Raw genomic sequence first — 14,637 nt, forward strand, 5'->3', positions numbered from 1 at the left:
GAGATTCCCATGTCACTGTTAGAAATCAAGAATCTCAACGTGCGCTTCGGCGACAAGACCGCCGTACCGGTGGTCGATGGCCTCGACATTTCCGTCGACAAAGGCGAAGTACTGGCGATCGTTGGCGAGTCGGGCTCGGGTAAATCCGTGACCATGATGGCGCTGATGGGCCTGATCGAGCACCCCGGCATCGTCACCGCCGACGCGCTGAACTTCGATGGCAAGGACATGCTCAAGCTGAGCAACCGCCAGCGCCGCCAGATCGTCGGCAAGGACCTGGCAATGGTGTTCCAGGACCCGATGACCGCGCTGAATCCCAGCTACACCGTGGGTTTCCAGATTGAAGAAGTACTGCGCCTGCACCTGAAGATGTCCGGCAAGCAAGCGCGCAAGCGGGCCATCGAGCTGCTCGAAAAGGTCGAAATCCCAGGCGCTGCCAGCCGTATGGATGCCTACCCGCACCAACTCTCCGGCGGGATGAGCCAGCGTGTGGCCATCGCGATGGCAATTGCCGGCGAGCCGAAACTGCTGATCGCGGATGAGCCGACCACCGCCTTGGACGTCACCATTCAAGCGCAGATCATGGACCTGCTGCTGGCCCTGCAGAAAGAGCAGAACATGGGCCTGGTGCTGATCACCCACGACCTCGCGGTCGTGGCCGAAACCGCCCAGCGCGTGTGCGTGATGTACGCCGGCCAGGCCGTGGAAGTCGGCCAGGTGCCGCAACTGTTCGACATTCCGGCGCATCCGTACAGCGAAGCGCTGCTCAAGGCGATCCCCGAGCACAGCCTCGGCGCCACGCGCCTGGCCACGCTGCCGGGTATCGTGCCCGGCCGCTACGACCGTCCGCAGGGTTGCCTGCTGTCGCCACGCTGCCCGTATGTGCAGGAAAGCTGCCGCCAGACCCGCCCGGGCCTGGACCCTAAATCCAACAGCCTTGCACGCTGCTTCTACCCCTTGAACCAGGAGGTGGCGTAATGGCCGTCGTTCTTACCGCCCGCGACCTGACCCGTCACTACGAAGTGTCCCGTGGCCTGTTCAAGGGCCACGCCACCGTGCGTGCCCTCAATGGAGTGTCCTTCGAGCTGGAAGCCGGCAAGACCCTCGCCGTGGTAGGCGAGTCGGGTTGCGGCAAGTCCACCCTGGCCCGTGCACTCACGCTGATTGAAGAGCCGTCTTCGGGCTCGTTGAAAATCGCCGGCCAGGAAGTCGCCGGTGCCGACAAAGCCCAGCGCAAGCAATTGCGCAAAGACGTGCAGATGGTGTTCCAGAGCCCGTACGCCTCGCTGAACCCTCGGCAGAAAGTCGGTGATCAACTCGGCGAGCCGTTGTTGATCAACACCAACCTGTCCGCTGCCGAACGCCGCGAGAAAGTGCAGGCGATGATGAAGCAGGTGGGCCTGCGCCCCGAGCATTACCAGCGCTACCCGCACATGTTCTCCGGTGGCCAGCGCCAGCGCATCGCCCTGGCCCGGGCGATGATGCTGCAGCCCAAGGTGCTGGTGGCGGACGAGCCGACCTCGGCACTCGACGTGTCGATCCAGGCCCAGGTGCTCAACCTGTTCATGGACCTGCAGCAGGAGTTCAACACTGCCTACGTGTTCATCTCCCACAACCTGGCGGTGGTGCAGCATGTGGCCGACGACGTGATGGTGATGTACCTCGGTCGCCCGGTGGAAGTGGGACCCAAGGAAGATATCTACGCCCGCCCCTTGCACCCCTACACCCAGGCGCTGCTGTCGGCGACCCCGACGATTCACCCGGACCCGAACAAGCCGAAGATCAAGATCGTCGGCGAGCTGCCCAACCCGCTGAACCCGCCGCCGGGCTGCGCGTTCCATAAACGCTGCCCGTATGCGACCGCGCGATGCAGCACCGAAGAGCCGCAATTGCGGGCGCTGGATAACCGTCAGGTGGCTTGCCACTACGCGGAGCAATTCGTCGCCTGAAATCATCCGTGCCCTGCTCGGAAATGATAAAGGCCCTGGGGGGTTAGCCCAGGGCCTTGCAGAAGTTGTACCGCCCCACCTGTCGGATTGCGCATCAGTCCGGCAGGCGGGGCTTTTTTTACCTCGACTTACGTATCGCTGTCACCGTCAGCATCGGCGTCATCGTCGTCTGGTGGGGCTTGCTGGTCGTCATCATCCTTGGAGCCGCCCTGGCCTTCATCACCCGGCTCGGACTCGCTCTTGGCCAGCTGCAAGCCACCCGCCTGCGCCGTCTTCGCCGCTACAAACCCTGGGGCCTGGCTCTGCACGGCCGTACTGGCCCACGCAGAGGACGCGCCCAGCGACAACATCACCAGCACTTTCAGCAGCAGCACTAAACGTTGAAAAATACTCATGGTCGATTTCCGTCCAGTCAGTGAATCACGTGCGCCGGCGTTCGACCGTCGCTGTGAATTAAGCTAGTTCCGATCCTGGGTTTGCGCCACTCGCGCTTCAGGTATCACCGTCGTCATAGGTTTCACTGTCTTCCCCTTCGTTGTAGGGGTTTTCTGCATCCTCCTTGGGCGCCGGCTGGGCCTGTGGCTGCCAGCCGCCCGAGTTGACCTCGTTCTGCTTTTTCTTGGTCACCGGTCCGGTGTCCTTCCACTGGGGCGTGCCCGCGTCCGCCAGCGTCGAGGTGTACGCCAGGGTAGTGGACACGCCCAAGGCTCCCAGCAGCACCAGTTGGATGGCGCGTTGAGTTATACGCAAGGTCCTCTCCTGATCCGTCGGTGAGTGGGTGAAGTAGTTCAAACGCTAGACTGGATGTGGGCTTCTCGCCAATCGCCCTGACAGATGAAAAGCAACGGCGGGCACCCGATTCAGCCCCCCACCCTGTAGGTGCTGAGCCAGGCACAGGAATCAGGCCTTCACAAATAAGTGTGGGAGCTGCGCCAGGCACAGGAGTCAGGCCTCCACAAATAAGTGTGGGAGCTGGCTTGCCTGCGAAAGCGCTGGGTCAGCCAGCCTAGTATCACTGACACACCGCTTTCGCGGGCAAGCCCGCTCCCACATTGGAACTGCGCCAGGCACAGAAATCAGGCCCCACAAATAAGTATGGGAGCTGCGCCAGGGACAGGAATCAGGCCTCCACAAATAAGTGTGGGAGCTGGCTTGCCTGCGAAAGCGTTGGGTCAGCCAGCCTATTTATCAATGACACACCGCTTTCGCGAGCAAGCCCGCTCCCACATTGGAGCTGCGCCAGGCACAGGAACCAGGCCCCACACAAATAAGTGTGGTAACTGCGCCAGGCACAGGAATCAGGCCACACACAATAAGTGTGGGAGCTGGCTTGCCTGCGAAAGCGTTGGGTCAGACAACCTATTTATCACTGACATACTGCTTTCGCGGGCAAGCCCGCTCCCACATTGGAACTGCGCCAGGCACAGGAATCAGGCCCCACACAAATAAGTGTGGTAACTGCGCCAGGCACAGGATTCAGGCTTCCCACCCTTAGCTTTATGCCACCCACAAAAAAGGGCAAAGCCATGACAGCTTCGCCCTTCTCTTTACCACTCAGACCTTAATGATGCTCACGGGTCGCGCGGAATTTCACGTCCGGCCAGCGCTCTTCCATCAGCGCCAGGTTGACCCGGGTCGGGGCCAGGTAGGTCAGGTGGCCGCCACCATCGACCGCGAGGTTTTCCACGGCCTTGTTGGAGAATTCCTCCAGCTTCTTCTTGTCGCTGCAATCGATCCAGCGCGCGGAGTACACGGTGATCGGCTCGTAGGAGCATTCGACCTTGTATTCCTCTTTCAGGCGGCTGGCGACCACATCGAACTGCAGCACACCGACGGCGCCAAGAATGATGTCGTTGCTGCGCTCGGGGAAGAACACCTGGGTGGCGCCCTCTTCCGCCAGTTGCTGCAGACCTTGGCGCAGTTGCTTGGATTTCAGCGGGTCACGCAGGCGAACGCGGCGGAACAGTTCCGGGGCGAAGTGCGGGATACCGGTGAAGCCCAGGGTTTCGCCTTCGGTGAAGGTGTCGCCGATCTGGATGGTGCCGTGGTTGTGCAGGCCGATGATGTCGCCGGCGTAGGCTTCCTCGAGCTGTTCACGCTCGGAGGAGAAGAATGTCAGCGCGTCGCCGATGCGCACGTCCTTGCCGGTGCGCACGTGGCGCATCTTCATGCCTTTTTCGTATTTGCCGGAGCAGATGCGCATAAAGGCGATGCGGTCGCGGTGCTTGGGGTCCATGTTCGCCTGGATCTTGAACACGAAGCCGGAGAATTTCTCTTCCACGGGCTCCACGGTGCGCTCGTTGGCCACACGGGCCAAGGGACGCGGCGCCCAGTCGACGACAGCGTCGAGCACGTGGTCGACACCGAAGTTGCCCAGGGCGGTCCCGAAGAACACCGGGGTCAGCTGGCCGTCGAGGAATTCCTGCTGGTTGAACTCATGGCAGGCGCCCTGCACCAGTTCCAGCTGGTCGACAAAGCGGTCGTACTCGTCACCCAGGTGGGCGCGGGCTTCGTCGGAATCAAGTTTCTCGATGATCTTGGTTTCGGTGCGCTCGTGACCGTGACCGGCGGTGTAGACAATGATGTAGTCGTCAGCCAGGTGGTACACGCCCTTGAAGTCGCGGTAGCAACCGATCGGCCAGGTGATCGGCGCGGCCTTGATCTTGAGGACCGCTTCGATTTCATCGAGCAGTTCGATCGGGTCGCGGATATCGCGGTCGAGTTTGTTGATGAAGCTGACAATCGGCGTATCCCGCAGACGGCACACGTCCATCAGCGCGATGGTGCGTGGCTCGACGCCTTTACCGCCGTCGAGGACCATCAGGGCCGAGTCCACCGCGGTCAGGGTGCGGTAGGTGTCTTCGGAGAAGTCTTCGTGGCCCGGGGTGTCGAGCAGGTTGACCATGTGGTCGCGATACGGGAACTGCATGACCGACGTGGTAATGGAAATACCGCGCTGCTTTTCCATCTCCATCCAGTCGGATGTCGCATGGCGGTCGGATTTGCGCGACTTCACCGTGCCGGCCACAGCGATTGCCTTGCCCATCAGCAGGAGCTTCTCGGTGATGGTGGTTTTACCGGCATCGGGGTGGGAAATAATGGCGAAAGTGCGGCGTTTCGCGACTTCGGCGGCCTGGTGGGTCATGGGAAATCGCCTGGCAGGTGAGTCAAAAAAGGGCGGCGAGTATAGCGCAAACCCAGGGTCACGGACCACCGTTCACCCCATTGGGGGTGGCTAAATGCTGCCAAGTGTGGAACCTTTTAAAAGGTAGAGACGTCCACTCCCCTGCTGCCGCACTCGTAACAGGGGCTGAAAAATCAGCAAGTTAGCCTGACGAGGCTGCGCTCATGGCTCGAATACATACCGCATTGCCGGTATCGACGAGCTGCTTTTCGCGACCCTATTCGCCGACAGCCAGGAATGGCATTGCCGCTCGGAAATGTGGTCGCCGACAAAAGAAAAAAGGAGTCCGCCTGTGGCTATTCGCTATGGCAAAGGGCTGATAGGAGGAGCGGTTGTCGTCGCTCTCCTGGCCCTGCTGGTCCACTGGATCGGCATCAACACGATCGAACTGTACCGCGACGATTTGTTGTTTTACCTGCAAGCTCATCTGATCCTCGTTCTTGTCTCCATGCTGGCCGCCCTGATTGTGGGCATCCCCGCCGGTATCCTGCTCAGTCGACCGACTATGGTCGGGCGCGCAGAACGCTTCATGCAGATCTTCAACATCGGCAACACCGTCCCTCCCCTGGCCGTACTGGCCATCGCCCTCGGCGTCCTCGGCATCGGCAGTGGCCCGGCTATCTTCGCGCTGTTCCTCGCCTCCCTGTTGCCCATCGTGCGCAATACCTACGAAGGCCTGAAAAACGTTCAAGGCTCGCTGAAAGAAGCCGCCACCGGCATCGGCATGACGCCGCGCCAGGTGCTGTTTCGCGTGGAATTGCCCAACGCCGTGCCGATCATCATCGGCGGTGTGCGCGTGGCCCTGGCGATCAACGTCGGTACCGCGCCGCTGGCCTTCCTGATTGGCGCCAACAGCCTGGGCAGCCTGATTTTCCCCGGCATCGCCCTGAACAACCAGCCGCAATTGCTGCTTGGCGCCGCGTGCACCGCGTTGCTGGCATTGCTGCTCGACGGTCTGGTGACCATGGCCAGCCGCCTCTGGCTGGAACGCGGGTTGCGTCCGTCTTAAGGCTTGGCAAAGGAAATCACATGAAAAGACTGACCCTGATATTGAGCTGCGTCCTGCTGTTTGCAGGCATTGCGCAAGCTGCCGAAAAACCGGTGATCCGCATCGGCGCCCGGGTGTTCACTGAACAGACCCTGCTCGCCGAAATCACGTCCCAGTACCTGCGCACCAAGGGCTACGACGCCCGCGTGACCGGCGGCCTGGGCAGCAACCTGGCGCGCAGTGCCCAGGAAAGCGGGCAACTGGACCTGATCTGGGAATACACCGGCGTGTCGCTGGTGGCCTACAACCACGTCGACGAGAAACTCGACAGCGAACAGTCCTACGCCCGGGTGAAAGAACTCGACGCGAAAAAAGGTCTGGTCTGGCTCTCGCCGTCGAAATTCAGCAATACCTACGCGTTGGCACTCCCCGAGAACGTGGCCAAGGAATTCCCGCAGATCAACAGCATCAGCGACCTTACCCAAGCCCTTGCGGAAAAAACCAAAGGCACGCGCCTGGTCGCCCTGGACACCGAGTTCGCCAACCGTTCCGACGGCATGGCGGGCATGGTCAAGCTGTATGACATGAACCTCACGCGCAAAAACACCCGGCAGATGGACGCCGGCCTGGTCTACACCGCCCTGCGTAATGGCCAGGTGTTTGCCGGTTTGGTCTACACCACCGACGGTCGCCTGAACGCCTTCAAATTGAAGCTGCTGGAAGACGACAAGCACTACTTCCCGGACTACACCGCCGCGCCGGTGGTGCGTCAGGTTTATCTCGACGCCCACCCTGAGTTGGCCGCCGACCTCAAGCCGCTGGCCGCCCTGTTCGACGATGCAACCATGCGCGAGCTGAACGCGCGGGTCGACGTCGAGCATGAAAGCCCGTCCGCCGTGGCTGCCGATTTCCTGCGCCAGCACCCACTCAACTAAGAGGAGAAGACATGGAATTCCTGAACGCCTTTTCCCATCTTGATTGGGCACAAGTCCTGCATCTGACCTGGCAGCACATTACCCTCGTGGGGATCGCCGTACTGCTGGCGATCTTTATCGGCGTGCCCCTGGGCATCCTGATGACCCGCTTCCCGACCCTGGCCGGCCCGCTGCAAGCCAGCGCCACGGTGCTGCTGACCGTGCCGTCCATCGCCCTGTTCGGCCTGCTGCTGCCGTTCTACTCCAAATTCGGCCAGGGCCTGGGGCCGATGCCGGCGATCACCGCCGTGTTCCTCTACTCCCTGCTGCCGATCATGCGTAACACCTACCTGGCCCTGACCGGCGTTGAACCGGGCATTCGCGAGGCCGCACGCGGCATCGGCATGACCTTCGGCCAGCGCCTGCGCATGGTCGAGTTGCCCATCGCCGTGCCGGTGATCCTCGCCGGTGTGCGCACCGCCGTGGTGATGAACATCGGCGTGATGACCATCGCCGCCACCATCGGCGCCGGTGGCCTGGGTGTACTTATTCTGGCTTCCATCAGCCGCAGCGACATGTCGATGCTGATCGTCGGCGCCGTGCTGGTCAGTCTCCTGGCCATCTTCGCCGACCTGCTTCTGCAATGGCTGCAACGCTCGCTGACTCCAAAAGGACTGCTCAAATGATCGAACTTCAAAACCTGACCAAGACTTTTCAAAGCAACGGCAAGACTGTTTCCGCCGTCAACGACGTAAGCCTGACCGTCAACGAAGGCGAGATTTGCGTATTCCTCGGCCCCTCGGGCTGCGGCAAGAGCACCACGTTGAAAATGATCAACCGCCTGATCAAGCCCACCTCGGGCAAGATCCTGATCAACGGCGAAGACACTACCGACCTTGACGAGGTGACCCTGCGCCGCAACATCGGCTACGTGATCCAGCAGATCGGCCTGTTTCCCAACATGACCATCGAAGAAAATATCGTGGTAGTGCCCAAGCTGCTCGGCTGGGACAAGCAGAAATGCCATGACCGCGCCCGCGAGTTGATGAGCATGATCAAGCTGGAACCCAAGCAGTACCTGCACCGCTACCCGCGCGAGCTGTCGGGCGGCCAGCAACAGCGGATCGGCGTGATTCGCGCTTTGGCGGCCGATGCGCCGCTGCTGCTGATGGATGAGCCGTTCGGCGCGGTCGACCCGATCAACCGCGAGATGATCCAGAACGAGTTTTTCGAGATGCAGCGCGCGCTGAACAAGACCGTGATCATGGTCAGCCACGACATCGACGAAGCCATCAAGCTGGGCGACAAGATCGCCATCTTCCGCGCCGGCAAGCTGCTGCAGATCGACCACCCGGACACCCTGCTGGCGCATCCGGCCGACGAGTTCGTCAGCAACTTCGTGGGCCAGGACAGCACCCTCAAGCGCCTGCTGCTGGTGAAGGCCGAAGTCGCCGCCGACAACGCCCCGTCGGTGAGCCCGGAAACCCCGGTGGCCGAGGCCCTGGAGTTGATGGACGAACATGACCGCCGCTACATGGTGGTCACCTGCGCCGAGAACAAGGCGCTGGGTTATGTACGACGTCGCGACCTGCACCGTCAGACCGGCACCTGCGGCCAGTACCTGCGCGAGTTCAACGCCACCGCGGCGTACGACGAGCACTTGCGCATCCTGTTGTCGCGCATGTACGAGTTCAACCGCTCGTGGTTGCCGGTGATGGATGCCGAGCGGGTATTCCTCGGCGAGGTGACCCAGGAGTCGATTGCCGAGTACCTGAGTTCCGGTAAGTCGCGTGGCGGCAAGACCAGCATCGTCTCCCCTGCGGAAACTGCGCTGGCCTGATAAACCTGCCTGTGTGGCGAGGGGGCTTGTCCCCCGTTGGGCTGTGTAGCAGCCCCAATGAACTCCGCGCGTTTTTTTCATACAAAACGCGGGGGCAGGATTTGGGGCCGCTCCGCAGCCCAACGGGGGACAAGCCCCCTCGCCACAAAAGCCCTCGCCGACCAGCCGTTTTCCTTGCAAATTGCCCCTCCCGGGGAACATCAATCCGTCACACCTGTCGGTTACATAAGTAGCTGCACGCCATCGCGCGACGAACGCGTGCAAAAACGCGACATTTTTAGTTGATCTATGGCCCCTCACGTCCTAAAGTTCGCGCCGAACGTCCATGCTGGAAACGATCCATCCGGCTCAAGTACTGACGACGAGACAGCAAGGCCAAGGGAAGCGGTTATTCCCATGGCCTTTTTGCTTTCGGCGACATGCCTTGGGAAGTAGGCGAACCAAAGTGGGGATACGGAGGACGTTCATTTGCACCCATTGATCAATACAGTTTGCCCTTAGGAGTTCCCAGCATGTCGATCAACGTCGAAGATTATTTCGCGCGCGCCACTTTTGACAAAATGAAGGCGTTCGCCGACAAGCAAGAAACCCCGTTCGTGGTCATCGACACCGCGATGATCAGCCAGGCCTACGATGACCTGCGCGCCGGTTTCGAATTCGCCAAGGTGTACTACGCCGTCAAGGCCAACCCGGCCGTCGAGATCATCGACCTGTTGAAAGACAAAGGGTCGAGCTTCGACATCGCCTCGATCTACGAGCTGGACAAGGTGCTCGGCCGCGGCGTCAGCCCGGACCGTATCAGCTACGGCAACACCATCAAGAAATCCAAGGACATCCGCTACTTCTACGAGAAGGGCGTGCGCCTGTTCTCCACCGACTCCGAAGCCGACCTGCGCAACATCGCCAAGGCCGCGCCGGGCTCGAAAGTCTATGTGCGCATCCTCACCGAAGGCTCGACCACCGCAGACTGGCCTCTGTCGCGCAAATTCGGCTGCCAGACCGACATGGCCATGGACCTGCTGATCCTTGCCCGTGACCTCGGCCTGGTGCCTTACGGCATCTCCTTCCACGTCGGCTCGCAACAGCGTGACATCAGCGTGTGGGACGCGGCGATTGCCAAGGTCAAAGTGATCTTCGAGCGCCTGAAGGAAGAAGACGGCATCCACCTCAAGCTGATCAACATGGGTGGCGGCTTCCCGGCCAACTACATCACCCGTACCAACAGCCTGGAAACCTACGCCGAAGAAATCATTCGCTTCCTCAAGGAAGATTTCGGCGATGACCTGCCGGAAATCATCCTGGAGCCGGGCCGTTCGTTGATCGCCAACGCCGGCATCCTGGTCAGTGAAGTGGTACTGGTGGCACGCAAATCGCGCACCGCCGTCGAGCGCTGGGTGTACACCGATGTGGGCAAATTCTCCGGCCTGATCGAAACCATGGACGAAGCCATCAAGTTTCCGATCTGGACCGAGAAGAAAGGCGAGATGGAAGAAGTGGTCATCGCCGGTCCTACCTGCGACAGCGCCGATATCATGTACGAAAACTACAAGTACGGCCTGCCGCTGAACCTGGCGATCGGTGACCGCCTGTACTGGCTGTCGACCGGTGCCTACACCACCAGCTACAGCGCGGTTGAGTTCAATGGCTTCCCGCCGCTGAAGTCGTTCTACGTCTGATCATCCCGCCCGGGAACGATCACCCTCTGTAGGAGCCAGCTTGCCGGCGATGGCGATCTTCAAGACGCCATTGCCGGCAAGCCGGCTCCTACGGGTTCAGGTGTGTGGCGCGCTCTTTGTAAGCCTCGGCCATCGCCCGGATCTGCGGGTCATTCGCCGCCGCCAGCGCCTTGTGCGCCGTGCGCAGGAACTTCAGGTTGCCACCGGCCAGCGCCTTGCGCAGCCACTCCAGCGCCGCCTCGATCTGGCCTCCGTCGGCCAACACCGCTGCATAACTGAACTGCCCACGAAAATCCCCGGCTTCGGCTGAGCGGCGATACCACGTCACCGCCGTCTCCAGATCCCTGGGGCAACACCGGCCGTCTTCCAGATAGCGCCCCAACAGGTTCATCGACTTGGCATGCCCCTGCTCCGCCGCCTGGCGGTATAACGCCAGTGCCTGCGGTTGGTCTTCAGCGACGCCTCGCCCGGTCGCCAACAGATTGGCATAGTTGTACTGCGCCCAATCCAGTCCGGCCTCGGCTGCCACGCGGTATTCACGCGCCGCGGCTGCCTCATCCACCGCGCAGCCCCAGCCATGCTCCAGGCAGCGACCAGTCATATTGCGCGCCATCAAGTGGCCGCCCTCCGCCGCAATCTGGAACCAGCGCAGCGCCAAGGCTTCATCGCGGGCAATGCCACGGCCTTCCAGCAGGATTTGCCCGAGCAGGGCCTGGGCATCCACCACGCCCTCTTTCGCCGCCATCAGGATCGCCTGGGCCGCGCGCACCGGGGAGTCGTCGAGCATGCTCTGCAACTGCTCGACGTTGAGCACTTCTTCACGACGCAACAAAAAGCCCATGTCAGACCTCGACCCAGCGGCGCAGCAGGTTGTGATACGTGCCGGTGAGCTGGATCAGGGCCGGATGGTCAGGCACATCGCGGGTCAGTTGCTGGATCGCGCCGTCCATCTCGAACAGCAGGGTGCGCTGGCTGTCTTCGCGCACCAGGCTCTGCGTCCAGAAAAACGAGGCATAGCGCGCACCACGGCTCACGGCGTTGACTTTGTGCAGGCTGGAGCCGGGATACAGCACCATGTCGCCGGCCGGCAACTTCACGCGCTGCAGGCCGAAGGTGTCCTGGATCTCCAGTTCGCCGCCGTCGTATTCCTCCGGGTCGCTGAAGAACAGCGTCGACGACAGGTCGGTGCGCACCCGCTCGTGACTGCCCCGGGCCTGGCGCACGGCATTGTCGATATGGAAGTCGAAGCTGCCACCCGCGGTGTAGCAGTTGAACAACGGCGGGAAAACTTTGTGCGGTAACGCCGCTGACATAAACAGCGGATTTTTCCACAAGCGCTCAAGCATCGCCGCACCGATTTCCTTGGCCAATGGATGGCCTTCGGGCAATTGCAGGTTGTGCTTGGCCTTGGCGGATTGGTGCCCGGCGGTGATTTTTCCGTCGGCCCACTCGGTGTTTTCCAGGGCTTGGCGAATGCGCTGCACTTCCTCACGAGAGAACAGGCCGGGAATGTGCAGCAGCATGGGCAGTACCTGATATCGAAGAGACATCAATGATATTGATTCTTATCCACGCTGTAAAACATGCCAGACGAACGACTTCGTAAAAACCGTAAGCAAAAAGTGTAAAGAATGTAAATTCAGTGCGAATAGCAATGTATCGCAATTGATAGAAAGTCTTGTTGACCCTATATTCCGCGGCCTCACATCCTTGGGGAAAGGACACGTCATGTCGCGCACCACTACAAAAATACCTGCCAGTTCACCACGCATGCTGGCTTCGGCCATCGGCGTCGCCCTCAGCGCCGGCTCTGTTGCCCATCTGGCGCAGGCGGCCGAAGACACTGAACAAAAAGGCCAGCGCAACAGCATCTCCCTGGGCGCCACCAGCATTACCGGGGAAGAGCAGGACACCACGTCCTACCAGGTCGAAAAAGCCTCTTCGCAGAAATACACCGCCCCGCTGGTGGACACGCCGCGCTCGGTCACCGTGGTGCCGCAACAAGTGCTCAAGGACACCGCCGCCACTTCGTTGCAGGATGCCTTGCGCACCGTCCCGGGGATCACCTTCGGCGCCGGCGAAGGCGGCAACCCGCAGGGCGACCGCCCATTCATCCGCGGTTTCGACGCCCAGGGCGACACCTACCTGGACGGCGTGCGTGACACCGGCGGCCAGAGCCGTGAGATCTTCGACATTGAATCCATTGAAGTCAGCAAAGGCCCGAACTCCTCGTTCGGCGGCCGTGGCTCGGCCGGTGGCAGCCTCAACCTGGTGAGCAAGACCCCACAAGCGCGGGACTTCACCAACGGCGGCTTCACCTACGGTTCCGACCAGACTCGCCGCTATGTGCTCGACGTCAACCGCCAGTTCCTCGACGACAGCGCCGCGTTCCGCCTGAACCTGATGAGCCACGAGCAAAACGTGGCCGGTCGCGATGCGATCAACTATGACCGCTGGGGCGTGGCGCCGTCGCTGACCTTCGGCCTGGGCACGCCGACCCGCGTCAACCTCAGCTACTACCACATGGAAAGCGACGACCTGCCGGATTCGGGCATTCCGTATGGCTACGGCTCCTCGACGGCCACCGCCCACGTGCATGACAAACCCAACGATGGCGGCGACAGCACGAACTTCTATGGCTTGAAGGACCGTGATTTCCGCAAGACCCGCGCCGATATCAGCACGATCTCCATCGAGCACGACCTGAGCGACACCATGACGCTGAAAAACACCCTGCGTCATGGCAGCACCGGCCAGGACTACATCCTGACGCAACCGGACGACAGCAAATTCAACGTCAACCGGTTCGGCACCGTGTGGCGTCGCCCCAACTCACGCGTCTCCACCACGGAGACCACCACCAACCAGACCGACCTGTTCGGCAGCTTCCAGGCCCTGGGCTTCAAGCATTCCTACTCCACCGGCCTGGAATTCACCGGCGAAGAAACCCGCGCCAGCAGCTACACCGTGCGCACCGCCAACGGTGCCGTCGCAGCCAACCCAAGCGGCGGCTGCCTGCCGAGCCAGATCGGCAGCAGCGGCGGCAACTGCACCTCGCTGGGCAATCCCAACCCGGACGACGCGTGGACCGGCAGCGTCGCGCGCAACTACTTCGGCACCAACACCAAGGCCACCAGCCGTGGCGCGTATGTCTTCGACACGATCGAGCTGGACCCGAAATGGCTGCTGAACGTCGGCCTGCGCTACGACACCTTCGACACTGTGGCCAATACCGACTCCGCCACCGGCCGCACCAAACTCAAGCAAGACAGCCAGTTCTTCAACTGGCAGGCCGGCCTGGTCTGGAAGCCGGTGGAGAACGCCAGCATCTATGCCTCCTACGCCACCTCGGCAACCCCTGCCGGTGGCCTGGTCGGTGAAGGCTCGGACGGCAACCCGCTGTCCGCCGGCGCCGCGACCAGCGACCTGCAACCTGAGGAAACCGTCAACTACGAGTTGGGCACCAAGTGGGACCTGTTCCACGATCGCCTGTCCCTGACGGCGGCGGTGTTCCGTACCGAGAAGAAAAACACCCGCATCCTGGTGGACTCCCTCACCTACGAAAACGCCGGCGAGTCCCGCGTGGATGGCGTGGAGTTGTCGGCCAGCGGCAAGATCACCGATCACTGGCAGGTGTTCGCGGGCTACAGCTACCTGGACAGCGAACTGGTCAACGCCGGCCTCAACGGTCGAAACGGCGTGGTCAGCACGGGCTCAAGCAAAGGCAACCAGATGCCGAACACGCCGAAGAACACGTTCAGCCTGTGGACCACTTACGACATCACCTCCAAGCTCACCGTCGGCGGCGGCGCGTTCTATGTCGACGAAGTCTATGGCGATGCCGGCAACCTCGTTTATGTACCGTCCTATACCCGCTATGACGCCATGGCCAGCTACAAGCTGACCAAGAACGTCGACCTGCAGTTGAACGTGCAGAACCTCACCGACAAGGTGTATTACGACAAGGCCTTCTCCACCCACTTCGCCAACCAGGCGGCCGGGCGTACTGCGTTGTTGACCACCAGCTTCCACTTCTAAACGCGCTCGACGCGCAACCAGGAGCCCCACGCATCGGATGCGTGGGGC

Annotated in this window: 13 protein-coding genes; 8 read left to right on the forward strand and 5 right to left on the reverse strand. The window is 61.4% G+C overall.

Annotation, left to right across the window (positions count from 1 at the left end; translation table 11 throughout):
• The first annotated feature begins 9 nt into the window (after window positions 1-9).
• Both AC07SI_RS02090 and AC07SI_RS02095 read left to right on the forward strand, forming a co-directional pair.
• Window positions 10-978, forward strand: a complete 969-nt coding sequence (locus AC07SI_RS02090; RefSeq protein ID WP_024073411.1) for an ABC transporter ATP-binding protein — start codon at window positions 10-12, stop codon at window positions 976-978.
• Window positions 978-1,949 carry a peptide ABC transporter ATP-binding protein gene (locus tag AC07SI_RS02095; protein WP_025856265.1) on the forward strand — a complete coding sequence of 324 codons (972 nt, stop codon included), beginning with the start codon at window positions 978-980 and terminating at the stop codon, window positions 1,947-1,949. The genes AC07SI_RS02090 and AC07SI_RS02095 overlap by 1 nt, the downstream gene beginning before the upstream one ends.
• A gap of 128 nt (window positions 1,950-2,077) precedes the next feature.
• Here AC07SI_RS02095 and AC07SI_RS02100 read toward each other — a convergent pair whose 3' ends face one another.
• From AC07SI_RS02100 to AC07SI_RS02110, 3 genes are all read right to left on the reverse strand, one after another.
• Entirely contained in the window at window positions 2,078-2,344 is a 267-nt protein-coding gene (locus tag AC07SI_RS02100; protein ID WP_065900632.1) for a hypothetical protein, read from the reverse strand.
• 97 nt (window positions 2,345-2,441) lie between these two features.
• A complete protein-coding gene (locus AC07SI_RS02105; protein ID WP_065900630.1) occupies window positions 2,442-2,699 on the reverse strand; it encodes a hypothetical protein in 258 nt (85 codons plus the stop codon).
• 811 nt (window positions 2,700-3,510) lie between these two features.
• Window positions 3,511-5,094, reverse strand: coding sequence for a peptide chain release factor 3 (locus AC07SI_RS02110; RefSeq protein ID WP_065900628.1), 1,584 nt, complete (start codon window positions 5,092-5,094; stop codon window positions 3,511-3,513).
• Between the two features lie 295 nt (window positions 5,095-5,389).
• Between AC07SI_RS02110 and AC07SI_RS02115 the strand changes: the two genes are divergently transcribed.
• The 5 genes from AC07SI_RS02115 to AC07SI_RS02135 all read left to right on the forward strand — a co-directional run bounded on the left by AC07SI_RS02115 (window position 5,390) and on the right by AC07SI_RS02135 (window position 10,551).
• On the forward strand, window positions 5,390-6,142 hold the full coding sequence (locus AC07SI_RS02115) for an ABC transporter permease (protein ID WP_257235904.1): 753 nt from the start codon (window positions 5,390-5,392) through the stop codon (window positions 6,140-6,142).
• A 20-nt stretch (window positions 6,143-6,162) separates the two neighbouring features.
• Window positions 6,163-7,056, forward strand: coding sequence for a glycine betaine ABC transporter substrate-binding protein (locus AC07SI_RS02120; protein ID WP_065900624.1), 894 nt, complete (start codon window positions 6,163-6,165; stop codon window positions 7,054-7,056).
• A gap of 11 nt (window positions 7,057-7,067) precedes the next feature.
• Window positions 7,068-7,721: an ABC transporter permease gene (locus AC07SI_RS02125; RefSeq protein WP_065900622.1), complete on the forward strand. Its 654-nt coding sequence runs from the start codon at window positions 7,068-7,070 to the stop codon at window positions 7,719-7,721.
• Window positions 7,718-8,875 (forward strand): osmoprotectant ABC transporter ATP-binding protein OsmV, encoded by a 1,158-nt coding sequence (locus tag AC07SI_RS02130; RefSeq protein ID WP_495004982.1) that lies wholly within the window; start codon window positions 7,718-7,720, stop codon window positions 8,873-8,875. The genes AC07SI_RS02125 and AC07SI_RS02130 overlap by 4 nt, the downstream gene beginning before the upstream one ends.
• A gap of 512 nt (window positions 8,876-9,387) precedes the next feature.
• Complete coding sequence (locus tag AC07SI_RS02135) at window positions 9,388-10,551, forward strand: type III PLP-dependent enzyme (protein WP_025856258.1); 1,164 nt, start codon at window positions 9,388-9,390, stop codon at window positions 10,549-10,551.
• Between the two features lie 88 nt (window positions 10,552-10,639).
• Here the strand turns inward: AC07SI_RS02135 and AC07SI_RS02140 are convergent, their stop codons facing one another.
• Complete coding sequence (locus AC07SI_RS02140) at window positions 10,640-11,392, reverse strand: tetratricopeptide repeat protein (RefSeq protein ID WP_495004983.1); 753 nt, start codon at window positions 11,390-11,392, stop codon at window positions 10,640-10,642.
• 1 nt (window position 11,393) lies between these two features.
• Window positions 11,394-12,074, reverse strand: coding sequence for a Fe2+-dependent dioxygenase (locus tag AC07SI_RS02145; RefSeq protein ID WP_065900613.1), 681 nt, complete (start codon window positions 12,072-12,074; stop codon window positions 11,394-11,396).
• 205 nt (window positions 12,075-12,279) lie between these two features.
• Here AC07SI_RS02145 and AC07SI_RS02150 point away from each other — a divergent pair, with 205 nt between their 5' ends.
• Window positions 12,280-14,589, forward strand: coding sequence for a TonB-dependent receptor (locus tag AC07SI_RS02150; protein ID WP_106805171.1), 2,310 nt, complete (start codon window positions 12,280-12,282; stop codon window positions 14,587-14,589).
• Window positions 14,590-14,637 lie beyond the last annotated feature (48 nt).

Source organism: Pseudomonas sp. GW821-FHT05D12 (genome assembly GCF_059419825.1).